We start from the raw sequence: 22,538 nt of genomic DNA, 5'->3' as shown, positions 1-22,538 counted from the left end.
CCAACAGCCAACAGCCAACAGCCAACAGCCAACAGCCAACAGCCAACAGCCAACAGCCAACTTTAGCTTTCCGGCAACGGTGCCAACAGCGCCTCGATATCGCTCTGCTCCAGCTGCCAGCCGCCGTGGCTGCTTGAATCCAGCACGCCTGCGGCCAGTTCGGCTTTGTGCTTCTGCAGTTGCTGAATTTTTTCCTCCACGGTGGCGCGGGCGATCAGTTTGTAGACGAATACGGGCTTGTCCTGGCCGATGCGGTGGGCGCGGTCGGTGGCCTGGTTTTCCGCTGCCGGGTTCCACCAGGGGTCGTAGTGAATGACGGTGTCGGCGGCGGTCAGGTTGAGTCCGGTGCCGCCCGCCTTCAGGCTGATCAGAAACAGCGGTACTTCGCCGTTCTGGAAACGCCGCACCGGCGTGCGTCGATCTTTGGTGTCACCGGTAATTTGCACGTAGTCGATGGTGCGGCTACGTAGCTCGTCCTCGATGAGCGCGAGCATAGAGGTGAATTGCGAGAACAGCAGAACTCGGCGACCCTCGGCCAACAGCTCCACGAGCATTTCCATCAGGCTGTCGAGCTTGCCGGAGCTGCTACCGCGAGGCGGCCGGGCCGCCTCGCCTTTGACCAGGCGCAGATCGCAGCAGACCTGACGCAGCTTGAGCAAGGCGTCGAGAATTACGATCTGGCTGCGCGCCAGACCCTTGCGGTCGATCTCTTCGCGAATTTTGCTGTCCATCGCCAGCCGCACGGTTTCATAGAGGTCGCGTTGTGCGGGGCTCAGTTCGACCCAATGCAGGATCTCGTTCTTGGGTGGCAACTCGCGGGCCACCTGTTCCTTGCGCCGGCGCAGCAGGAAGGGCTTGATCCGGGCAGTGAGATGCTGCAGTCGATCGGTGTCGCCGTTCTTCTCGATAGGCTTGCGGTAATCGCGGTTGAAGCTTTTGGCATCGCCCAGCCAGCCGGGCATGAGGAAGTGGAACAGCGACCATAGTTCGCCCAGATGATTTTCCAGCGGCGTGCCGGTGAGGCACAGGCGCTGGCGGGCGACGAGGCGATGAGCGGCCTGCGCGGCCTTGCTGCTGGCGTTTTTGATGTTCTGCGCTTCGTCGAGCACCAGCACATGCAGCGGCAGCTCGGCGAGCTGATCGATATCTCGTGGCAGCAAGGCGTAGGTGGTGAGAACGAGGTCGTATTCGGTCAGGTGCTGGTAATGCTGCTGACGCGCCGGTCCGTGCAGGGTCAGCACTTTTAACGTCGGGGCGAAGCGGGCCGTCTCGTCCTGCCAGTTGGGTATCAGGCTGGTAGGCATGACCACCAGGCAAGGTCGGTCAAGGCGCCCGGCCTCCTTTTCCAACAGCACGTGGGCAAGGGTTTGCAGCGTCTTGCCCAGACCCATGTCGTCACCGAGGATGCCGCCGACCTCAAGGGTGCGTAGCGTCTGCATCCAGCTCAAACCGTCCAGCTGATACGGGCGCAGCTCGGCTTTCAGGCCGACCGGTGCGGTAACGGCCTGCTGGCGATAGTCGCGCAGGCGTTGGGCGAAGTCGCGCAGATGTTCGCCACCATGCCACTGCAGAGCGAGCGCATCGAGCTGAGCCAGTCGTGCAGCATCGACGCGCTCCAGACGAAGGTTGGCGGCGCTCGGCTGCTCGCGAAGGTATAGCTCGGACAGGGTGGCGAGGATCGGTTTGAGGCGGCCGAAGGGCAGCAGCACTTGCAGCGGTCGGTCATCGCCTTCGCGCCGCTTGTCGAGCTGCACGCGCAAGGTTTCGTCGTCGCTGCGCTGGGCCAGGGCGTGCGCCGAGAGCAGCGCTGGGTTTCGGCGGATCAGGCCGAGCAGGACCGGCAGTAGGCTGATGCGTTCGCCTTCGACGATGATGCCGAGTTCTAGATCAAACCAGCTGCGCTCGGGCGGCTCGTCAACCTCGACGTACCAGGCGTCTACTGGCGTCAGGTCATAGGCGAAGCCGGGCTGCATGACGATCTGCCAGTCTTGCTCACGCAGCTGCGGTAGCTGTTGCTGCGTGAAGTGCAGCCAGGCGGCTTCGTTGGGCAGTTCGAACATTTCTGCCGAATCCTTCGGCAGGGCCTGGCTCTGGCGCAGGGACGGCCGGAAGCCTAGCTGCTGCAGTTGCTGACGTAGCGCCTGCTCTGCGCTGGGTTGGCGGGCCATGCTGAGCACCCGATCGCCTTCGGTTTGGCGCACGCGCTGTTCGGCTTTCGCCTTGCCATGCACGCCTGTGTTGCCGTAGACGAAACTGAGGCCGGCGCGGTGCTGATGCTCGTTGACCATCCGCCCGCTGCTCGGTTGGTAATTGACGGACTGATGGCTACCGAGGATGAGTCGCGCGCTGGGCATCAGGTCATCGACGTGATGTTCTCTTGGCTTGGCTGGCGCCGGAAGCTGCGGGGCGATTTCGTTGAGAGACAGGCTGAACAGCGCCGCTTGGGCAGAAGGGACCGAAGGTGCGGCGAGCAGGTGCCTGGCCAGCGGCATCGGTAAGCCATGGTCGACCCGACCGATTTCGTTGCGTTGTTCGTCGAGGTAGTACAGAGGATCTACAGCGCTGAGCAGTTCGCCTGCGGGCTCGTCCATATCCAGACTGGGCTGAAAGCACCCGTCAGCGCTCTGCGTCCAATTAAACCGGGCCTGCCGTGTCAGATCAGGTTGCAGCGGCGGAAGATTCCAGTCGAGAAAGGCGCGGCCACTTTGCAGTACAAGGCGCAGGGCTTCACCGCCGTTCTCGCCACTGAGCGAGAAGCCATGGCCGGAGGATCGACCAAGCGTCAGCAATGCCGCGATGTGCAAGTCCAGCGGTTGCATGAAGCGCGGCTGGCGAAAGCCGGCTTCGCGCATGCCGTAGTAGGGCTGCCTTTCGCCAATCGAGCCGTCCTTGCGCAGGCGTACCTTGAAGACATCGATATTCACGTCCGGCGTCACCATGTAGTGAAGACACCATTGCTGGTCCCCGAGCGGGGCGTCGCTTAATGCTTGCGGAAGCAGCGACAACCAATGTTCCACCGTGCCCGTAAATCGATCGTTCGGCTGGTCGCCTATGCCTGCTGTCGGGCTCTGGGCCTGCAGTTCGAGATGGTGGATGAGGGCCGCCCCGTGCTTGCAGTTAAAGCCGACCGGGCAGCTGCATATGCAGCTGAGCGCACCATTACCCGAAAGTTGAAGCGACTGCCGGTACTGGTTGCTACCTGAACCGCGGCAGGTTGCTTCTACATACCGTGCGTCCTCGCGCAGAAGCTTTACGCGGCCCTCGAGGGCGTACTGCATGCCTCTGGCGAGCGCGTTCTCAGAAAATGCCAGAGGCCAAGTTGGCGGCAACTCGGTGAAAAAACTACCGGGCATAGCTCAAGACGCCGTCTGCTCGAGTCGGGTGAGTGCAAAACGGCGCATCATCACCCCTTTTCCACAGGCGCCAAGCGTTCAAGTAAGGCTTCAAGCGTATTGAAGCGTTCTTCCGGCCGTTCCATCGGCACCTGGAATTTGAACACCGTGGCGCCTTCGAACTTGTAGCGGTTAGGTTGGCTCTGGATCAGCTTGATCAGCACCATCGGATCGACACTGGTGTCCTGCATGAACTCGATGCGCCCGCCCTGCGGCCCTGCGTCTATCTTGCTGATGCCAAGGCTGGCGGCTTGCAGCTTGAGCAGCGTCAGTCTGACCAGATGCTTGGCCGGCTCCGGTAGCAGGCCGAATCGATCGATCATCTCCACCTGCAATTCGCGCAGGCCGTTTTCGTCGGCGGCGTTGGCGATGCGCTTGTACAAAATCAGTCGTGCATGAACATCCGGCAAATAGTCCTCAGGTATCAACGCCGGCACGCGCAGGTTGATTTCCGGGCCGCCGCCCAGTGGCTGGTCGAGGTTCGGCTGTTCGCCTTTCTGGATGGATTTGACCGCGCGCTCGAGCATTTCCATATAGAGGGTAAAGCCGACCGCCTGAATCTGCCCGCTCTGGCCGTCACCGAGCAGTTCGCCAGCTCCGCGGATTTCCAGGTCGTGGGTCGCCAGGACGAAGCCGGCGCCCAGGTCCTGCGCATTGGCGATGGCTTCCAGGCGCTTTTCCGCATCCGGAGTCATGGCCTTGCGCGGCGGTGTCAGCAAATAGGCGTAAGCCTGGTGGTGACTACGGCCGACGCGACCACGTAACTGGTGCAGCTGGGCCAGGCCGAACTTGTCGGCGCGTTCGATGATGATGGTGTTGGCGCTGGGCACGTCGATGCCGGTCTCGATGATGGTCGAGGCGATCAGTACGTTGAAGCGCTTGTGATAGAAGTCGCCCATCACCTGTTCCAGCTCGCGCTCGCGCATCTGTCCGTGGCCCACGCCGATGCGCGCCTCGGGCACTAGCGCGGCGAGGTCGGCGGCGCATTTCTCGATGGTCTTCACATCGTTGTGCAAGTAGTACACCTGACCGCCACGCAGCAGCTCGCGCAGCAGTGCCTCCTTGATCGTCGGGTTGTTTTGCTCCATGACGAAGGTGCGAACCGACAACCGCCGAGCCGGCGGGGTGGCAATGATGGATAGGTCGCGCATGCCCGCGACCGCCATGTTCAGCGTGCGCGGAATCGGCGTGGCGGTCAGCGTGAGAATGTCCACCTCGCTGCGAAGGGCCTTGAGCTGTTCCTTCTGGCGCACGCCGAAACGGTGTTCCTCATCGATGATGACCAAGCCCAGATTGGTGAACTTCACATCGTCCTGGAGCAGCTTGTGGGTGCCGATGAGGATGTCCACTTTCCCTTCGGCCAGTTCCTGCACCGCGCTCTGGATTTCCTTGGCGGACTTGAAGCGGCTCATCACTTCGACCCGTACGGGCCAGTCGGCGAAGCGGTCGCGAAAACTGTTGTAGTGCTGCTGGGCGAGCAGGGTAGTGGGCACCAGTACGGCGACCTGACGACCGCTGTGTACGGCGATAAAAGCTGCGCGCATCGCCACTTCTGTCTTGCCGAAGCCGACATCGCCGCAAATCAGACGATCCATCGGCTTGGGCGCGAGCATGTCGTTGCGCACGGCTTCGATGGCGGATTGCTGATCAGGCGTCTCCTCGAAGGGGAATCCGGCGCTGAAGGTTTCGTAATCGAGTTGCGGATCGGCAAAGGCGTAACCTTCGCGGGCGGCGCGGCGGGCATAAATGTCCAGCAGCTCGGCGGCTACATCGCGGACTTGCTCTGCGGCCTTGCGCTTGGCCTTCTGCCAAGTTTCCGAGCCCAGCCGGTGCAGTGGCGCTAGTGCGTCGTCGCTGCCGGTGTAGCGGGCGATGAGATGCAGACTGGCGACCGGCACGTAGAGCTTGGCTTCCTCGGCATATTGCAGCTGAAGGAATTCAGCGGCCTGGCCTTCGATTTCCAGCGTTACCAGGCCTTGGTAACGGCCGACACCGTGGTCGATATGTACCACCGGCGCACCTTCGCGCAGCTCGGTGAGGTTCTTGATGACGTTTTCGCCAGCGTCGCGGCCTTTCTCGCGACGCCGACGCTGCATGACGCGTTGGCCGAACAGTGGGCTTTCGGCGATCAGCGCCAGGGCTGGGTCCTGTAGCAACAGCCCGTCGTCCAGCGGGGCGATGGTGATCGCCAGTCGCTCCTGGCTTTCGACGAACTGCGGCCAGCCGGCGACTTCCTGCGGGCGTAATTTCAGCCGTGCCAACAGCTCCAGCAGCACTTCTCGGCGCCCGGCGGATTCAGCGGTGAACAGCACGCGGCCGGGGAATTCGTCGAGGAAACGCCGCAATGCGCCCAGCGGCTCGCTGGCTTTGGCCTCTATGGCCAGTTCGGGGAAGCGGCTGGCCGGGAAACGCTCGCGTCCGATGCCGGTTTCCACATCGTCCTGGCTGGCGACCACGCGCGGCCAGAGCTTCAGATGGGCAAAGCAGTCTTCCACCGGCATGAACAGCTCGGCGGGCGGCAGCAAAGGCCGTTCGGGATCGACGCGGCGTTCTTCGTAGCGGTTGCGCACGTCCTTCCAGAAATGCTCGGCAGCCTGCTCGATGCCAGGCAGGGAGAACACCTGAGTATCTTCAGGAAGGTAGTCGAACAGCGTCGAGGTTTCGTCGAAGAACAGCGGCAGGTAGTACTCGATACCCGCCGGCGTGATCCCGGTGGAGAGATCCTGATAGACCGGGCAGCGGCGGAAGTCCACATCGAAGCGCTCACGGAAACGCGCGCGAAAGCCGGTCACCGACTCCTTCTTCAAGGGAAATTCACGCGCCGGCAGCAGGCGGATCGACTCGACCTTGTCTATCGAGCGCTGGTTTTCCGGATCGAAGGTGCGCAGCGTCTCGATCTCGTCATCGAACAGGTCGATGCGGTAGGGCAGGGTGCTTCCCATCGGAAACAGATCGATCAGCGCGCCGCGCACGGCGAACTCGCCATGCTCATACACCGTGTCGACGCAACGGTAGCCGGCGGCTTCCAGGCGCGTGCGCATCTGTTCGACGTCGAGCTTCTGTCCGACATCCAGCACCAGGCTGGAGCCGAGCAGGAAGCGCTTGGGTGCGAGCCTGTGTAGCGCCGTGGTGATAGGAACTACCAACACGCCGTGAGTCAGCTCAGGCAGTTGATAGAGCGCCGCGATGCGTTGGGAAATGATGTCCTGATGCGGCGAAAAGACGTCGTAAGGCAGTGTTTCCCAGTCGGGGAAATGCAGCACGGGCAGCTCTGGCGCGAAGAAGACTAGTTCTTCCTGCAGGCGCTCGGCGCTCTGGCTGTCGGCGGTAAGAAGAAGCGTGAATCTCTCTGCGTTGCTGGCAGCTTCGGCAATGGCGAGGCTCAGCGCGGCTCCGGGAAGGTTGCCCCAGGTTTGCTTGCCGCTGGCGGCAGGCATGGGCGGAAGGCGCAATACGGACACGAGTGGGCGTGGCTCCGGTCGGTAAAAATGGACCGCCAGGATTGTAACTATCCGCGCGGGACGCTGTCAGTGTTTCCGCTGCATCGATTGCCGACGCTAGGGTGCGTCGGCATAATGTAGCCCCTTTTCTCAGCCCCTACATGTTGGAAGGAACTGCCCGTGACTCAGAAGCCCGACCAGTGTCTTGGTGAATGGATTGATCGAGAAGCCCTCGCCGAAGCGATGATTCCGCTGATTGGTCAGCTGTATCGTAACAACAACGTGGTGACTTCCATCTATGGCCGCGGCCTGATCAATCGATCGGTCATCGCGCTGCTCAAGGCCCATCGCTTTGCTCGCCATCGTCAGGCTGACGAAGCCGAGCTCTGCGTGCACGAGACGCATCAGATACTCACGACCATGAGCGACATGAATCTGGGCGCCGCTTCGGTCGACCTGGGTAAGGTCGTCGCCAAATACAAGGCCGAGGGCAACGGCCGCAACCTCGATCAGTTCGTGCGTGACGAGCTGGCTGAAGTGGCCGGCAAACGCAACACCACCGGCGTACACAAGGGCACCGACGTGGTGCTCTACGGTTTCGGTCGAATTGGTCGTCTACTGGCGCGCATTCTTATCGAGAAGACCGGCGGCGGCGATGGCCTGCGCCTGCGCGCCATCGTAGTGCGCAAGGGCGCCGAGAACGACCTGGTCAAGCGCGCCAGCCTGCTGCGTCGTGATTCGGTACACGGTCCGTTCGAAGGCACCATCCATATCGATGCCGAGAACAACACCATCACCGCCAACGGCAACCTGATCCAAGTGATTTACTCGAACGACCCGGCCTCGGTGGATTACACCCAGTACGGCATCGAGAACGCGTTGCTGGTCGACAACACTGGCAAGTGGCGTGATTCCGAAGGTCTCAGCCAGCATCTGAAGTGCCCGGGCGTCGCGCGCGTGGTGCTGACAGCGCCTGGCAAGGGCGAACTGAAGAACATCGTCCATGGCATTAACCACGGTGAAATCACCGCTGACGACAAAATCGTTTCCGCGGCTTCCTGCACCACTAACGCCATCGTGCCGGTGCTCAAGGCAGTCAACGATCAGTACGGCATCGTCAACGGTCACGTGGAAACCGTGCATTCCTATACCAACGACCAGAACCTGATCGACAACTTCCACAAAGGCAGTCGTCGTGGTCGCAGTGCGGCGCTGAACATGGTGATCACCGAGACCGGTGCTGCCACTGCAGCCGCCAAGGCGCTACCGGTGCTCAAGGGCAAGCTGACCGGCAACGCCATTCGCGTACCGACGCCGAACGTTTCCATGGCCATTCTGAATCTGAATCTGGAGAAGGCCACCACGCGTGAAGAAATCAACGAGTACCTGCGCCAAATGGCGATGCACTCGGATTTGCAGAAGCAAATCGATTTCGTCAACTCGTTGGAGGTTGTATCCAGCGACTTCGTTGGCTCGCGTCACGCTGGCGTGGTGGATGCCGAGGCGACGATCTGCAGTGACAACCGCGTCGTGCTTTATGTCTGGTATGACAATGAGTTCGGCTATAGCTGCCAGGTGGTACGTGTGATGGAAGACATGGCAGGCGTCAATCCGCCAGCCTTCCCACGCTAAGACGTCGGGTGTCGGAAAACGGGAGCTTCGGCTCCCGTTTTTGCATTTTATCCCTAGGCAAATTCTGCCGTTCACAGGGGTCGACGAGTTCAGCGTCAATAGATGGTTGTAGGCGACCGCCGGTCCCGAGTCAAAAATTTGAAAGACCTTGGGTGGTCAGTCATGGGTCGTGGCCTCTATAATCGGGCGGATTTCTACCTGGGCCCGCGGCATAGCGTCGCGCTGATAACTCATCAGTGCGCGTCGTGCAATTCGACTTTGAGCTAAGCCGCCGGGCTCGTAAAAAAGCCTTTTAAATCAGTGGTTAGCGAACCGATGATCAATATAAAACGTGGGCTTGATTTGCCCATTACAGGTGCGCCGGCGCAGCGTATCGAAGCTGGAAGGCCCGTGCGAAGCGTCGCTGTATTAGGGTTCGATTACCCTGACATGAAGCCGACCATGGAAGTTCAGGTCGGCGATCACGTCAAATTGGGGCAGGTTCTGTTTTCCGACAAGAAGACGCCTGGGGTTCATTTCACCGCGCCTGGCGCAGGTGTGGTCAGTGCTATTCATCGTGGCGAGAAACGCGTCCTGCAATCGGTGGTCATTGACCTCGCTGGCACGGATGAGGTGACGTTCAGCCAGTACGGCGCTGCCGAACTGGAAGGGCTCAGCGATGCACAGGTTCGCGAGAACTTGCAGCAATCGGGCCTCTGGACAGCCTTGCGTACTCGCCCCTACAGCAAGGTGCCCGCCGTTGACGCCGTACCCAGCTCCATTTTCGTCACGGCAATCGATACCCATCCGTTAGCAGCCGATCCGGCGGTGATCATTGGCGAGCGTGCCGATGACTTCGAAGCGGGTCTCAAAGTACTCGGTAACCTGGGCAAGCTGTTCCTATGTAAGGCAGACGGCGCTTCGTTGCCAGGCGAGCAGCTCGCCAAGGTAAAGTCTGAAATCTTCTCCGGCCCGCATCCTGCGGGTCTGGCCGGTACGCACATCCATTTCCTCGATCCGGTCAGCGCCAGCAAGAGTGTCTGGAGCATCGGTTATCAGGACGTGATCGCCATCGGCGCGCTATTTACCAGCGGTCGGCTGTCGGTCGAACGCGTGGTTTCGCTTGCCGGTCCGGTGGTGGAAACTCCGCGCCTTGTGCGTACCCGTCTAGGTGCCAGCCTCGACGAGCTGACCGCTGGTGAGTTGCAGCCCGGTGCGAATCGCGTGGTGTCCGGCTCGGTGCTGGGCGGACGCACGGCACATGGGGCTTTCGCCTTCCTCGGTCGTTATCACCAGCAGGTTTCCTGTCTGCGTGAAGGCAAGGAGCGCGAGATGCTGCACTACTTGCGTGCCGGTAGCGACAAACACTCGATCCTCAACATCTACATCTCGAAGCTGATGGGTGGCAAGAAATTCGCTTTCTCCACGTCCACCAACGGCAGCCCTCGCGCCATGGTGCCGGTGGGTAACTATGAAGAGGTCATGCCGCTGGACATCCTGCCGACTCAATTGCTGCGTTCCTTGATCGTCGGTGATACCGAGGTGGCGCAGAAGCTCGGCTGCCTCGAACTGGATGAGGAAGATCTGGCGCTGTGCACCTACGTCTGTGCCGGCAAATATGAATACGGCCCGATCCTGCGGGACAATCTGACCCGCATCGAGAAGGAGGGGTAAGGCATGGGCATTCGCGAATTCCTCGACAAGATTGAGCACAACTTCGAGAAGGGCGGCAAGTACGAGAAGTGGTATGCACTCTACGAAGCCGCGGACACCTTCCTCTATCGTCCCGGCAGCGTGACCAAGACCACCGCTCACGTGCGTGACGGCATCGACCTCAAGCGGATGATGATCACGGTCTGGCTCTGCACCTTTCCGGCGATGTTCTTCGGCATGTGGAACACCGGCTACCAGGCCAACCTGATTTATGCACAAAGTCCTGATCTGCTTGCCGCACAGGAAGGCTGGCGCATGGCACTGATCAGCGCGCTGGCCGGGTTCGATCCGAACAGCCTTTGGGATAACTTCATCCAGGGTGCGGCGTACTTTCTGCCCGTTTACGCGGTGACGTTCATCGTCGGCGGTTTCTGGGAAGTGCTGTTCGCTTCGATCCGCAAGCACGAAGTCAACGAAGGGTTCTTCGTCACTTCGGTGTTGTTCGCCCTGACGCTTCCGCCGAGCATCCCGCTCTGGCAGGTCGCTCTGGGCATCAGCTTCGGTATCGTGATCGGCAAGGAAATCTTCGGCGGCACCGGCAAGAACTTCCTCAACCCAGCCCTTACCGGTCGTGCTTTCCTGTTCTTCGCCTATCCGGCGCAGATGTCGGGTGACGCGGTCTGGACGGCGGTGGATGGCTTTGCCGGTGCTACCGCACTCAGCCTGAGCTTCGCTGGTGGCATGGAAAACGTGATCGCCAGTGGCATCACTTGGATGGACGCTTTCGTTGGCACCATTCACGGCTCGCTCGGTGAAACCAGTACGCTGGCCATCTTCATCGGCGGTGCGGTGTTGCTGATGACCAAGATCGCCTCATGGCGCATCGTTTCGGGCGTGATGCTCGGCATGATCGGGCTGAGCTTCCTGTTCAATCTGATCGGCTCCGACAGCAATCCGATGTTCGCCATGCCCTGGTACTGGCATATGGTGGTGGGTGGTTTCGCCTTCGGCTTGATCTATATGGCCACCGATCCGGTTTCGGCATCCATGACCAACACCGGCAAGTGGGTGTTCGGCATATTCATCGGCGTCATGGTCGTGCTGATCCGTGTCGTCAATCCGGCGTTTCCGGAAGGCATGATGTTGGCGATCCTGTTCGCTAACCTTTGTGCACCGTTGATTGACCACTTTGTCATTCAGGCCAATATCAAGCGGAGGCTGGCACGTAATGTCTAGTCAAAAAGAATCCACTACCCGCACGCTGGTAGTGGCCCTGCTGGTCTGCCTGGTCTGCTCGGTATTCGTCGCCGGCGCGGCCGTGGCTCTGCGCCCGACGCAGCTGGAGAACCGTCAGCTGGATAAGCAGCGCAGCATTCTGGCGATCGCCGGCCTGGGTGAGGCGGGCATGTCTGCCAAGCAGGTCAAGACCCTGTACGGTGAGCGTATCGTTGCCAAGCTGGTCGATTTGCAAACCGGGAAATTCAGCGATGAGTTCGATCCGAATAGCTTCGATCCCCTGGTTGCAGCCAAGGACCCCAAGCTTTCGCAAGCGCTCCCAAGTGAAGAGGACATCGCCTCGATCAAGCGTCGTGAGCGGTACAGCGTCGTGTATATCGTCGAGGAAAATGGCGAGCTCGAGACGCTGATCGTCCCGGTTCGTGGTTACGGGCTGTGGTCCACTCTGTATGGCTTCATGGCCCTCAAGGGTGATCTCAATACCGTCGAAGGGCTAGGCTTCTATCAGCATGGCGAGACCCCGGGTCTTGGCGGCGAGGTAGATAATCCGAAGTGGCGCAGCCAGTGGCAGGGCAAGGAGCTGTTCAACGAGGATGGCGAGTTGGCCATTCAGGTAGTCAAGGGTGGTGTCGATCCGCAAAGCCCGCGGGCCGATCACCAAGTCGATGCCCTGGCCGGTGCGACGCTGACTAGCAATGGTGTGAACAACCTGTTGCACTTCTGGCTGGGCGAAGACGGCTTCGGTCCATTTATCGCTAACCTGCGCGCTGGGGAGGCTTGATCATGTCGCAACCTACTATTAAGGAAGTCCTGTTCAATCCGGTCTTCAACAACAACCCCATCGGCCTGCAGATCCTCGGCATCTGTTCGGCACTGGCGGTTACCTCGAACCTGAAAACCGCCTTGGTGATGTCCATTGCGCTGACATTGGTCACTGCCTTCTCGAGCATGTTCATTTCGATGATACGGAGCAAGATCCCCGGCTCGATCCGCATGATCGTGCAGATGGTGATCATCGCCTCGCTGGTAATCGTGGTGGACCAGTTGCTCAAGGCGTATGCATTTACGCTGTCCAAGCAGTTGTCGGTGTTTGTCGGTTTGATCATCACCAACTGCATCGTTATGGGACGAGCCGAAGCCTTCGCCATGCAAAACCCGCCGGTGCTGTCGTTCTTCGATGGTATCGGTAATGGTCTCGGCTACAGCGCCATGCTGATCGTGCTCGGCATCATCCGCGAGCTGTTCGGTGCCGGTAAGCTGATGGGCTATACCATCATCCCGGTGGTTAACGATGGTGGCTGGTACCAGCCCAACGGTTTGCTGTTACTTCCTCCGTCAGCCTTCTTCCTGATTGGTCTGATCATCTGGGGTATCCGTACCTGGAAGAAGGAGCAGGTCGAGAAGCCTTCCTTCAAGATGGCGCCGCAAGTCTCGAATAAGGAGGCTTACTAATGGAGCATTACATCAGCCTCTTCGTCCGCGCTGTGTTCATCGAGAACATGGCTCTGGCGTTCTTTCTCGGCATGTGTACCTTCATCGCGATCTCGAAGAAGGTGGAGACGGCGATCGGCCTGGGTATCGCGGTTATCGTGGTGCAGGCGATCACCGTACCGGCCAACAACCTGATCTATACCTACCTGCTCAAGGCGGGGGCGCTGTCCTGGGCCGGCCTGCCGGAGGTGGATCTTAGCTTCCTCGGTCTGCTGAGCTACATCGGCGTAATCGCCGCCATCGTGCAGATTCTCGAGATGCTGCTCGATAAGTATGTGCCGAGTCTTTACAACGCGCTGGGTGTATTCCTGCCGCTGATCACGGTGAACTGCGCCATCATGGGTGGCACCCTGTTCATGGTCGAGCGCGACTACAACCTTAGCGAAAGCGTGGTTTATGGCATGGGCTCGGGTTTCTCCTGGGCGCTGGCCATCGCCTTGCTGGCCGGTATTCGCGAGAAACTCAAGTACAGCGATGTGCCGGAAGGCCTACAGGGCTTGGGAATCACTTTCATCACCATCGGACTGATGTCGCTGGGCTTCATGTCTTTCTCTGGCGTACAGCTGTAAGGACGGGATGAACTGATGAGTTACGAAATTTTCCTCGCCATCGGCATGTTCACCGCCATCGTGCTCGCGCTGGTGGTGATCATCCTCGCGGCCCGCGCCAAGCTGGTATCCAGCGGCGATATAAGCATCGAAATCAACGGCGAGCGCACCATTACCGTTCCGGCGGGTGGCAAGCTGCTACAGACGCTGGCTGCCAACAATCTCTTCCTTTCCTCCGCCTGTGGCGGCGGCGGCACCTGCGCGCAGTGCAAGTGCATCGTCGAGAGCGGCGGCGGCGAAATGCTACCCACCGAGGAGTCGCACTTCACCCGCCGCGAGGCTGGCGAAGGGTGGCGCCTGTCTTGCCAGACCCCGGTCAAGGCAGATATGAAGATCGAAGTGCCGGAAGAAGTGTTCGGTGTGAAGAAGTGGGAATGCACTGTGCTTTCCAATCCGAACGTCGCCACTTTCATCAAGGAGCTGACCCTGAAACTGCCGGAAGGCGAGAACGTCGACTTCCGTGCCGGTGGTTATGTCCAGCTGGAGTGCCCACCGCACGAGGTCCGCTACAAAGACTTCGATATTCAGGAGGAGTATCGCGGTGACTGGGACAAGTTCAACCAGTGGAAGTACGTATCGAAGGTCGACGAAACCGTGATCCGTGCCTACTCCATGGCGAACTATCCGGAAGAAGTAGGTCTGGTGAAATTCAACATCCGTATCGCTTCGCCTCCGCCGGGCAAGGACAATCTGCCACCGGGCAAGATGTCTTCCTGGGTGTTCAGCCTCAAGCCGGGCGACAAAGTTACGGTCTACGGTCCGTTCGGTGAGTTCTTCGCCAAGGACACCGATGCCGAGATGGTCTTCGTAGGCGGCGGTGCGGGCATGGCGCCGATGCGTTCGCACATCTTCGATCAGCTCAAGCGCCTGAAATCCAAACGCAAGATGACCTTCTGGTACGGCGCGCGCTCCATGCGCGAGGCGTTCTATGTCGAGGAATACGATCAACTGCAGGCGGAAAACGACAACTTCCAATGGCACTTGGCGCTGTCCGACCCGCAACCTGAAGACAATTGGGAAGGTCCGACCGGCTTCATCCACAACGTGCTGTTCGAGAACTACCTGAAGGACCATCCGGCTCCGGAAGATTGCGAGTTCTACATGTGCGGTCCGCCGATGATGAACGCCTCGGTGATCAAGATGCTCACCGATCTGGGCGTCGAACCGGAGAACATCCTGCTCGACGACTTCGGCGGCTAGCATGACCCAAGCGTTACTACAGCCCGTCATCGTTGCCGTCCTGGCGGCAGCCCTGACGGGCTGTCTGTTTCAGGACAAGGTAGAAAGCTTCGGTGGACCGACCATGGGCAGCACCTATTCGGTGAAGTACGTGGCCGGAGACCAGGCCGCTGCCAAGGAACAACTGCAGCGCGAGACCGAGTCGATACTTGCCGAGATCGACAAGCAACTCTCGACCTACCGCGCCGATTCGGATATCGAAACCTTCAATGCCTTGCCCGCGCATGAGTGTATGGTCATGCCGAGCGGAGTCCGCGAGTTGATCCTGGCAGGCCAGCAGCTTTCGGAAGAAAGCAACGGTGCGCTGGATCTGACCATCGAGCCGTTGCTCAATCTCTGGGGCTTCGGTCCGCAGGGTCGCGGCGAACGGGTGCCCTCTGCCGAGGAAATCGACAACGTTCGGCAGAATATCGGTCAACAATATCTACGGATCGATGGCGAGCAGCTTTGCAAGGACGCAGCCGTTCAGGTCGATTTCAATAGTATTGCGGCGGGTTATGCGGTGGATCAGGTGGTGGCAGCGCTCGTAGCATCCGGGGTCAGCAGCTATCTGGTGGAAATCACCGGTGAGCTCAAGGCTCAAGGTCATAAACCGGACGGGGCGCCCTGGCGCATCGCTATCGAGGCGCCTCGGGATAACGAGCGTGTTGCGCAGCGGATCATCGAACTGGACGGTTATGCCGTTTCCACATCCGGCGATTACCGCAACTATTTCGAACGTGACGGCAAACGTTATTCGCATACGCTGGATCCGCGGACCGGTGCCCCTATCGATCACCACTTGGCGGCGGTGACGGTGGTCGATCCATCGACACTACGCGCCGACGGGCTGTCTACCGTGCTCATGGTGCTGGGTCCGGAACGGGGTCTGGCGTTTGCGGCTGAACGAAAAATTGCAGCATTCTTCGTGATTCGCGAAGGGCAGGAATTCGTAAGCAGAAGTACCGAAGCCTTTAATGAGCTGTTCGGTGCGGGAGCGGAGCAATGACTTGGTTAATAGTTTTTCTCGTCATGTTGTTGGTCGTGTTCGGCATGTCCATTGGCGTGATCATGGGCCGCAAGCCCATCGCGGGTTCTTGCGGTGGCATCGCTAATCTCGGCATCGAGAAGGAGTGCTCGATCTGTGGCGGTAGTCGCGAGAAGTGCGAAGAAGTGAATGAGCAGGCGAGCCCGGGCGCAAAAGCAGATCTCGCATACGATGCGACCAGACGCTGACAGTCGCTTCTGATCAGCGCCTGTGGTCTCGGGCTACGGCGCTCAGGTCTTGCATGCAGCGCCGGTGCCGCTCGGGTGGCATCGGCGCAACGGCTCGGGGCGGCGGCGCTTCAGCGATGACGCACGCCTTGGGTCTACCGAATTCGTTAAGAGCGGCAGGGCTGCCTGCTGCGTGTTCAGGGGTGAATATGGCTGTCTACAACTACGATGTGGTGATACTGGGCTCAGGCCCTGCCGGCGAAGGCGCGGCAATGAATGCAGTCAAGGCGGGACGCAAGGTCGCCGTGGTCGACAGCAGACCGCACGTCGGTGGCAACTCCACCCATCTGGGGACCATCCCTTCCAAGGCGCTGCGCCACTCGGTGCGGCAGATCATGCAGTACAACACCAATCCGCTGTTCCGCCAGATCGGCGAGCCGCGCTGGTTTTCGTTCCCCGACGTACTCAAGAGCGCCGAGAGCGTAATCGGCAAGCAGGTTACGTCGCGTACCGGCTACTACGCGCGTAACCGCATCGATCTCTTCTTTGGCACCGCGAGCTTTGCCGACGAACAGACAGTCGAGGTGGTCAGTGCCAACGGTATGGTCGAAAAGCTGGTTGCCAACCAGTTCATCATCGCCACCGGTTCGCGCCCCTATCGTCCTTCGGATGTCGACTTCTCACACCCGCGCGTCTATGACAGCGACACCATTCTGACCCTAAGCCATACGCCGCGCCGCTTGATCATCTACGGAGCCGGTGTGATCGGCTCCGAATACGCATCGATCTTCAGCGGCCTCGGTGTACTGGTCGACTTGATCGACAACCGCGATCAGTTGCTCAGCTTCCTCGATGACGAGATTTCCGATGCGCTGAGCTATCACTTGCGCAACAACAATGTGCTGATCCGTCACAACGAGGAGTACGAGCGCGTTGAAGGTGTGGACAACGGCGTCATCCTGCATCTCAAATCAGGCAAGAAGATCAAGGCAGACGCCTTCCTCTGGTGTAACGGGCGGACCGGCAATACCGACAAACTCGCTCTGGGGAACATTGGACTCAAGGTCAATAGCCGGGGACAGATTCAGGTCAACGAGCATTACCGTACCGACGTCGGCAATATTTACGCGGCCGGCGATGTGATCGGCTGGCCATCGCTGGCCAGTGCTGCATACGACCAGGGTCGTTCGGCGGCCGGTAGCATCGTTGAAAACGATAGCTGGCGCTTCGTCGACGATGTGCCGACTGGGATCTACACCATTCCGGAGATCAGCTCGATTGGCAAGAACGAACGAGAGCTCACCGAGGCGAAGATTCCCTACGAAGTGGGTAAGGCGTTTTTCAAGGGAATGGCGCGAGCGCAAATTTCCGCCGAGCCGGTCGGCATGCTGAAAATTCTTTTCCATCGCGAGACGCTAGCGGTGCTCGGCGTGCATTGCTTCGGCTATCAGGCTTCAGAGATCGTGCATATCGGCCAGGCAATCATGAATCAGCCGGGTGAGGCGAACACCATCAAGTATTTCATCAACACCACCTTCAATTACCCGACCATGGCCGAAGCTTATCGAGTGGCCGCGTTCGATGGGCTCAACCGGCTTTTTTGAGGGGCTCCGACCGGTGGCCTGAGCCGGTCGGAGACGATACCCGGGATTGGCGTTGGCCAAACCGGGAAAGCTTTTGATCAGGAATCGGTGAAAAAGCGGCAAGCTACTAGAAAGAACCGAGCGGTTCCGCGCTTGAAGCTTGAAGAGCTCAGCCTCCAGCCGCTTATTTCTTACGCAGTGTTTCAGCCGCCAGACCAGGAAAATCGGTAATCAGACTGTCGACGCCGAAATCGGCGAGTCGGCGCATCAGCGCCGGCTCGTTCACTGTCCATACCGATACGTGCAAACCCTGCTGGCGCGCTTTTGCGATTCGTTCGGGCGTGCACAACGTCCATTTCAGCGCCAGCAGTTCGCAGTCGTATTGCTTGGCCACCTTCAGCGGGTCGAGCCAGCCATACTCGGCCACCAGCCCGCAGGCCAGCTCGGGCGTCAGTCGCTTGAGCGCCCGCAACACCTCCCGTGAGCCTGATGTGACAGTAATGCGATCGAGCAGGCCGTAGCGTCCGGCCAGTTCTCTGATTGCCAACACGGACCGCGCGGCGCGCACCCTTGAGGCGCTTTTGACTTCCAGTTGCCAATGATCGAAATCACATTTTTCGAATAACTCTGACAAGCGCGGAATAGGGCAGGGTTGTTTCCAACCCGGTCCGCCAATGCGCGCATCGTAATGCACCAGCTCTTCGGCATCGTGCTCCACCACCTTGCCGCGCCGCCCAGTGGTGCGCTTCAGCGTCGGATCATGGAAGACCATCAGCTCGCCGTCTTTCGACAAGTGCAGATCCAGCTCGCATCGACGCACACCATGGGAGAGGCATTGCTGGAAGCCGACCAAGGTATTTTCCGGGGCTTCACCCTTTGCGCCGCGGTGGCCGTAAATCTGGGTCACGGTTGTAGTTCTCGCTGTGGTGAATTGATGCGTTGGTGGTGCAGGACACTGTTGATTACCCGGTTGCCCTCGAAGTAAACGGAGAACTCACGGTAATCCCAGCGAGTGATGGGAGGCTGACCGACCGCCGGATGTTCTTCATCGGCGAGGCCGAAGCGGTCGAGTACTTTATTCTGCGAGTCGCCACGGCTGGGCATGGTCGTCTCGGCGTGGCCTTGCTGGCCAACCGGGATACGGATGATTTCGGCATGAATCGGGGCGCTGAGCGCGATGAACAGAAAGGGGGTCAGTAACGGATGCATGTTCAGATTCCTTGCAGGCTTTCACGAGCCAGGCGTCGTTCCGTCGCCTGTTTCTGCAGGATATGTCGAGCCAGTAATTGCCGTTGTGCATCAGTCAACGCTTCGAAGGACGTTCCGATTGCAAACTGCCCATCGTCGAGCGCTTGGCAACTCACGACACGTGCCGTCAACAGCATGCCCAGCCCTTGTGGCATCAACACCAATTTGAGCGTCCAGACCGAGCCCTCGCCGAGTGGCTGATCATGAGCAAAGCTGAGGCCGCCTTCGGAAAGTACGACCTCGCGCGCCGGCCCGAGGTCCTTCAGCAGATCCTGTGCAAGCGCTTGGCCAAGCAGGTCGATGCGCTTGTTCTGCACCTTTAAATAGTTCGCCAGCGTACGGTTGCCCTCAGCTATCTGTCGCAATAGATGCTGCGCTTCGAATTCAAGCTGATGCAGCTCGCCGAGTAGGTCGAACAGCTGCGCTGAACCACTACCGGAGACTGTTTCGGCGTGTTCCAGTGGCAGGATTTCCAGTGCGATCATGTCCTCGATACGATAGTATTCGCGGCGATCTTCGGTGTCTTCTGTGGGCATGTCGATCCCTGGGCTGCAATGATGGCTTGAGTGTATCAGGCCGCTTGGCAACGTCATTCAGCTTGTTATTTCCTGCCAGCGAAAGCGAACTCATCGATTTATGTTCAGACCGCTGTCCGTGTATATCGGGGCGCGCTACACGCGCGCCAGACGTCGCAGTCTCTTCGTCTCCTTCATATCCTTCACGTCCATGATCGGGCTTGCATTGGGCGTGCTGGTGATGATCGTCGTGCTTTCGGTGATGAATGGCTTCGACTATGAAATGCGCACCCGGGTGCTTGGCATGGTGCCGCACGCAACGGTCGAAAGCCCGCTACCGATCGACGATTGGCAGACGATGGGGCAGCGTCTGGAAAAGCATCCGCAGGTGGCGGCCGTAGCGCCATTCATTCAGATGCAAGGCCTGCTGACCCATCGCGGACAGGTCACTAAAACGCTTATCAACGCCGTTGATCCGGAAATCGAGCCAGACGTTTCGATCATTGGCCAGTTCTTTCGCGAAGGGTCGCTGGAGGCGCTCGAGCCTGGCGAGTTCGGCATCGTTATCGGCGACAAGGCGGCCGAAAAACTCGGCGTTGGGGTCGGCGACAAGATTACCTTCGTCGCTCCGGAAGTAACGGTCACGCCGGCAGGGGTTTTTCCTCGCATGAAGCGTTTCACCGTGCGCGGCATCTTTCATGTCGGCGCGGGTGAGATCGATGGTTATGTGGCGATGGCCAATATCTCCGATATCGCCCGCCTGCATCGCTGGAAGCCGGACCAGGTTCAGGGGCTGCGCCTGCGTTTCGTCGATCTGTTCCAGGCGCCGCGTATCGCCTGGGAGCTGGCCGGGCAGCTGGGCGACGATTTCTATTCGCGCGACTGGACTCGTACCCACGGCAATCTTTACCAGGCGATCCGCATGGAAAAGGCCATGATCGGCCTTCTGCTGCTGCTGATCGTTGCGGTAGCTGCTTTCAACATCATCTCCACATTGGTCATGGTCGTGACCGACAAGCGCGGCGATATCGCCATCCTACGTACGCTGGGCGCAACGCCCCGGCAGATCATGGCGATCTTCATGGTTCAGGGAACGGTAATCGGTGTGGTCGGAACCTTTGCTGGCGCCTTGCTCGGAATCTTTGCCGCGCTCAATGTGAGCAGCTGGATCGCAGCACTGGAACGTCTGATCGGGCATAAATTTCTCAGTGCCGATGTGTATTTCATCGACTACCTGCCGTCTCGATTGATGACTGCCGACGTGGTTCAGGTCTGTGTCGCGGCGCTCGTTCTGAGTTTTCTCGCCACCCTTTATCCGGCGTGGCGTGCGGCTCGCACCCAGCCGGCCGAGGCGTTACGTTATGAGTGAGCTGGTTATGAATGAAAGGTCTTCGCTGGATAGCGCAGTGCTGAGCTGCCGTAACCTGGGCAAGCGCTACGAGCAGGGCCCTGAGTCGGTTAGCGTGCTTTCCGAGCTGCAGTTGGAGCTGTTCCCCGGTCAGCGGGTTGCAATCGTCGGCAGTTCCGGCTCTGGCAAGAGCACGCTGCTGAACCTGCTTGGCGGCCTCGACACGCCCACTGAAGGAAGCGTCTGGCTAGCTGGAGAGGAGCTTTCCGCGCTCAGCGAGAAGGATCGCGGACTGCTGCGCAATCGCGCGCTGGGTTTCGTTTATCAATTCCATCACCTGCTGCCAGAGTTCACCGCTCTGGAGAACGTTTGCATGCCGCTGCTGATCGGTAAAGCGCCAATTCCCGATGCCCGCGCGCGGGCGAGTGAACTGCTGCAGCGTGTTGGACTCGGACATCGGCTGGCACACAAGCCTTCAGAGCTGTCCGGTGGTGAGCGTCAGCGTGTGGCGATTGCCCGAGCGTTGGCCAATCGCCCGGCTCTGGTGTTGCTCGACGAGCCCACCGGTAACCTCGATCACCACACCGCGCAGGGCATTCAAGACTTGATGCTGGAGCTGAGCACCTCGCTGCGCACCGCCTTTCTCGTGGTCACTCATGATCCGCAACTGGCTGGGCAAATGGATCACATATTGCGCCTGGAAGACGGCCGGCTGGTGGCTGGCTAATGTTCAGGCCGTTAAGCATCTTCATTGGCAGCCGTTACACGCGTGCCAAGCGTCGCAACCATTTCATCTCGTTCATTTCGCTGACTTCGATGATCGGTCTCTCGCTGGGCGTGCTGGCGATGATCATGGTGCTTTCGGTCATGAATGGTTTCCAGCGGGAGATGAGCAACCGCATTCTCGGTATGGTCCCGCATGCCATGGTCGCTGGCGACGGGCAGCCATTGGACGACTGGCAGTCGGTCGCCGAACGGGTCCGAGGGCATCCCGAGGTGCTTGGTGCGGCGCCGATCACCCCGCTCGAAGGCATGCTTTCGTTCAAGGGCTCCATGCAACCGATCGAGATCAACGGTATCGATCCACAGGCGGAAGCCGATGTGTCGATCCTCGGCTCGAAGATGGTCGCCGGCCGGCTCGACGACCTCAAGCCGGGCGACTCCGGGGTGATTATCGGGCTGATGACTGCGCGTCGGTTCGGTCTGAAATTGGGCGACAAACTGACGCTGATCGTGCCCGAGCTCAGTGACACACCCGGCGGCGTTACGCCGCGCATGCAGCGCTTGAATGTCGTTGGGGTATTCAAGGTCGGTGCCGAGCTTGACGGCAGTCTGGCGATGATCCATCGCGCCGATGCCGCGCAAATCCTTCGTTGGCAACCGCATCAGGTCGCGGGCGTCAGGGTACGACTGGCCGATCTGTACCGTGCTCCTGAGGTGGCAGCCGAGCTCGTTACCATGCTCGGCGATGGCTATCGCGGCGAGGATTGGTCACTGACCCTGGGCAGTCTGTTCAGTGCGATGAAAATGGAAAAGACCATGATCGGTCTACTGCTGTTGTTGATCGTGGCGGTGGCCGCGTTCAATATCATCGCGACCCTGATCATGGTGGTGGCGGATAAGCGTGCCGATATCGCGATCCTGCGTACCCTGGGCGCAACACCCCGGCAGATCATGACGATCTTCATGGTGCAGGGAAGTATCATCGGGTTGACTGGCACGCTGATAGGTACCGTTTTGGGTGTGCTCGGCGCGCTTAATGTCAGCGCTTTGGTCGGCTGGCTGGAAAAGATATCAGGGCAGCATATCTTCAGTTCCGACGTCTATTTCATTAATACCTTGCCGTCGGAGCTACGTCTGGAAGATGTCCTGCTGGTTACGCTTGCCGCGCTGATTCTAAGCTTTCTCGCGACGCTTTATCCCGCCTGGCGCGCCGCGCAGACTCAGCCCGCCGAAGCACTGCGCTACGAATAACAATCG

19 protein-coding genes are annotated in these 22,538 nt (G+C 59.6%); 14 read left to right on the top strand and 5 right to left on the bottom strand.

Annotated elements, in window-relative coordinates:
* Window positions 1-62 precede the first annotated feature (62 nt).
* Complete coding sequence (locus AC2LD7_RS03465; RefSeq protein WP_484596455.1) at window positions 63-3,005, bottom strand: DEAD/DEAH box helicase; 2,943 nt, start codon at window positions 3,003-3,005, stop codon at window positions 63-65.
* Between the two features lie 3 nt (window positions 3,006-3,008).
* Between AC2LD7_RS03465 and AC2LD7_RS03460 the strand changes: the two genes are divergently transcribed.
* The gene (locus AC2LD7_RS03460; protein ID WP_484596454.1) at window positions 3,009-3,203 is read left to right on the top strand and encodes a hypothetical protein; all 195 of its coding nucleotides are present in this window, start codon (window positions 3,009-3,011) and stop codon (window positions 3,201-3,203) included.
* A gap of 200 nt (window positions 3,204-3,403) precedes the next feature.
* On the opposite strand, the gene mfd is transcribed toward AC2LD7_RS03460, so the two are convergent.
* On the bottom strand, window positions 3,404-6,853 hold the full coding sequence (gene mfd / locus AC2LD7_RS03455; protein ID WP_484596453.1) for a transcription-repair coupling factor: 3,450 nt from the start codon (window positions 6,851-6,853) through the stop codon (window positions 3,404-3,406).
* Between the two features lie 159 nt (window positions 6,854-7,012).
* Here mfd and AC2LD7_RS03450 point away from each other — a divergent pair, with 159 nt between their 5' ends.
* The 10 genes from AC2LD7_RS03450 (at window position 7,013) to sthA (ending at window position 17,468) form a co-directional block, all read left to right on the top strand.
* Window positions 7,013-8,464 (top strand): glyceraldehyde-3-phosphate dehydrogenase, encoded by a 1,452-nt coding sequence (locus AC2LD7_RS03450; protein ID WP_484596452.1) that lies wholly within the window; start codon window positions 7,013-7,015, stop codon window positions 8,462-8,464.
* Between the two features lie 315 nt (window positions 8,465-8,779).
* Window positions 8,780-10,117, top strand: coding sequence for a Na(+)-translocating NADH-quinone reductase subunit A (locus tag AC2LD7_RS03445; RefSeq protein ID WP_484596451.1), 1,338 nt, complete (start codon window positions 8,780-8,782; stop codon window positions 10,115-10,117).
* A gap of 3 nt (window positions 10,118-10,120) precedes the next feature.
* A complete protein-coding gene (locus tag AC2LD7_RS03440; RefSeq protein ID WP_484596450.1) occupies window positions 10,121-11,332 on the top strand; it encodes an NADH:ubiquinone reductase (Na(+)-transporting) subunit B in 1,212 nt (403 codons plus the stop codon).
* Window positions 11,325-12,113 carry a Na(+)-translocating NADH-quinone reductase subunit C gene (locus AC2LD7_RS03435; protein ID WP_484596449.1) on the top strand — a complete coding sequence of 263 codons (789 nt, stop codon included), beginning with the start codon at window positions 11,325-11,327 and terminating at the stop codon, window positions 12,111-12,113. The genes AC2LD7_RS03440 and AC2LD7_RS03435 overlap by 8 nt, the downstream gene beginning before the upstream one ends.
* Window positions 12,110-12,784: an NADH:ubiquinone reductase (Na(+)-transporting) subunit D gene (locus AC2LD7_RS03430; RefSeq protein ID WP_484596448.1), complete on the top strand. Its 675-nt coding sequence runs from the start codon at window positions 12,110-12,112 to the stop codon at window positions 12,782-12,784. Before AC2LD7_RS03435 ends, AC2LD7_RS03430 begins: the two co-directional genes overlap by 4 nt.
* Window positions 12,784-13,392: an NADH:ubiquinone reductase (Na(+)-transporting) subunit E gene (gene nqrE / locus AC2LD7_RS03425; protein ID WP_484596447.1), complete on the top strand. Its 609-nt coding sequence runs from the start codon at window positions 12,784-12,786 to the stop codon at window positions 13,390-13,392. Before AC2LD7_RS03430 ends, nqrE begins: the two co-directional genes overlap by 1 nt.
* Before the next feature lie 12 nt (window positions 13,393-13,404).
* A complete protein-coding gene (nqrF, locus tag AC2LD7_RS03420; RefSeq protein WP_484596464.1) occupies window positions 13,405-14,631 on the top strand; it encodes an NADH:ubiquinone reductase (Na(+)-transporting) subunit F in 1,227 nt (408 codons plus the stop codon).
* Window position 14,632: 1 nt separating this feature from the next.
* Complete coding sequence (locus tag AC2LD7_RS03415; protein ID WP_484596446.1) at window positions 14,633-15,658, top strand: FAD:protein FMN transferase; 1,026 nt, start codon at window positions 14,633-14,635, stop codon at window positions 15,656-15,658.
* Entirely contained in the window at window positions 15,655-15,885 is a 231-nt protein-coding gene (gene nqrM / locus AC2LD7_RS03410; RefSeq protein WP_484596445.1) for a (Na+)-NQR maturation NqrM, read from the top strand. Before AC2LD7_RS03415 ends, nqrM begins: the two co-directional genes overlap by 4 nt.
* A 188-nt stretch (window positions 15,886-16,073) precedes the next feature.
* The gene (sthA, locus tag AC2LD7_RS03405) at window positions 16,074-17,468 is read left to right on the top strand and encodes a Si-specific NAD(P)(+) transhydrogenase (RefSeq protein ID WP_484596444.1); all 1,395 of its coding nucleotides are present in this window, start codon (window positions 16,074-16,076) and stop codon (window positions 17,466-17,468) included.
* Between the two features lie 163 nt (window positions 17,469-17,631).
* Here the strand turns inward: sthA and AC2LD7_RS03400 are convergent, their stop codons facing one another.
* Genes AC2LD7_RS03400 through AC2LD7_RS03390 form a run of 3 tightly spaced genes read right to left on the bottom strand, consistent with a single transcriptional unit; the run spans window position 17,632 to window position 19,231 of the window.
* Window positions 17,632-18,354: a glycerophosphodiester phosphodiesterase gene (locus tag AC2LD7_RS03400; RefSeq protein ID WP_484596443.1), complete on the bottom strand. Its 723-nt coding sequence runs from the start codon at window positions 18,352-18,354 to the stop codon at window positions 17,632-17,634.
* The gene (locus AC2LD7_RS03395; RefSeq protein WP_484596442.1) at window positions 18,351-18,656 is read right to left on the bottom strand and encodes a phosphodiesterase; all 306 of its coding nucleotides are present in this window, start codon (window positions 18,654-18,656) and stop codon (window positions 18,351-18,353) included. Before AC2LD7_RS03395 ends, AC2LD7_RS03400 begins: the two co-directional genes overlap by 4 nt.
* 2 nt (window positions 18,657-18,658) lie before the next feature.
* The gene (locus tag AC2LD7_RS03390; RefSeq protein WP_484596441.1) at window positions 18,659-19,231 is read right to left on the bottom strand and encodes a PilZ domain-containing protein; all 573 of its coding nucleotides are present in this window, start codon (window positions 19,229-19,231) and stop codon (window positions 18,659-18,661) included.
* 100 nt (window positions 19,232-19,331) lie between these two features.
* Between AC2LD7_RS03390 and AC2LD7_RS03385 the strand changes: the two genes are divergently transcribed.
* The 3 genes from AC2LD7_RS03385 to AC2LD7_RS03375 are packed head-to-tail and all read left to right on the top strand — an operon-like array spanning window position 19,332 to window position 22,532.
* The gene (locus tag AC2LD7_RS03385) at window positions 19,332-20,579 is read left to right on the top strand and encodes a lipoprotein-releasing ABC transporter permease subunit (protein WP_484596440.1); all 1,248 of its coding nucleotides are present in this window, start codon (window positions 19,332-19,334) and stop codon (window positions 20,577-20,579) included.
* A gap of 7 nt (window positions 20,580-20,586) precedes the next feature.
* Window positions 20,587-21,285, top strand: coding sequence for a lipoprotein-releasing ABC transporter ATP-binding protein LolD (gene lolD / locus AC2LD7_RS03380; protein WP_484596463.1), 699 nt, complete (start codon window positions 20,587-20,589; stop codon window positions 21,283-21,285).
* Entirely contained in the window at window positions 21,285-22,532 is a 1,248-nt protein-coding gene (locus tag AC2LD7_RS03375) for a lipoprotein-releasing ABC transporter permease subunit (RefSeq protein WP_484596439.1), read from the top strand. The genes lolD and AC2LD7_RS03375 overlap by 1 nt, the downstream gene beginning before the upstream one ends.
* Window positions 22,533-22,538: the final 6 nt, after the last annotated feature.

Source organism: Stutzerimonas sp. (assembly GCF_982611455.1).
Note: the sequence above shows the minus strand (reverse complement) of the source record. Positions and strands in the feature narration are given on the sequence as shown.

Bases quoted from the DNA above. Each gene is read 5' to 3' on its own strand.
- AC2LD7_RS03390 (WP_484596441.1), bottom strand. From the start codon at position 19,231: ATGCCCACAGAAGACACCGAAGATCGCCGCGAATACTATCGTATCGAG.
- AC2LD7_RS03385 (WP_484596440.1), top strand. From the start codon at position 19,332: ATGTTCAGACCGCTGTCCGTGTATATCGGGGCGCGCTACACGCGCGCC.
- nqrE (WP_484596447.1), top strand. From the start codon at position 12,784: ATGGAGCATTACATCAGCCTCTTCGTCCGCGCTGTGTTCATCGAGAAC.
- AC2LD7_RS03460 (WP_484596454.1), top strand. From the start codon at position 3,009: ATGTTCCACCGTGCCCGTAAATCGATCGTTCGGCTGGTCGCCTATGCC.
- AC2LD7_RS03445 (WP_484596451.1), top strand. From the start codon at position 8,780: ATGATCAATATAAAACGTGGGCTTGATTTGCCCATTACAGGTGCGCCG.
- AC2LD7_RS03395 (WP_484596442.1), bottom strand. From the start codon at position 18,656: ATGCATCCGTTACTGACCCCCTTTCTGTTCATCGCGCTCAGCGCCCCG.
- sthA (WP_484596444.1), top strand. From the start codon at position 16,074: ATGGCTGTCTACAACTACGATGTGGTGATACTGGGCTCAGGCCCTGCC.
- AC2LD7_RS03375 (WP_484596439.1), top strand. From the start codon at position 21,285: ATGTTCAGGCCGTTAAGCATCTTCATTGGCAGCCGTTACACGCGTGCC.
- AC2LD7_RS03435 (WP_484596449.1), top strand. From the start codon at position 11,325: ATGTCTAGTCAAAAAGAATCCACTACCCGCACGCTGGTAGTGGCCCTG.
- AC2LD7_RS03440 (WP_484596450.1), top strand. From the start codon at position 10,121: ATGGGCATTCGCGAATTCCTCGACAAGATTGAGCACAACTTCGAGAAG.
- lolD (WP_484596463.1), top strand. From the start codon at position 20,587: ATGAATGAAAGGTCTTCGCTGGATAGCGCAGTGCTGAGCTGCCGTAAC.
- AC2LD7_RS03415 (WP_484596446.1), top strand. From the start codon at position 14,633: ATGACCCAAGCGTTACTACAGCCCGTCATCGTTGCCGTCCTGGCGGCA.
- nqrM (WP_484596445.1), top strand. From the start codon at position 15,655: ATGACTTGGTTAATAGTTTTTCTCGTCATGTTGTTGGTCGTGTTCGGC.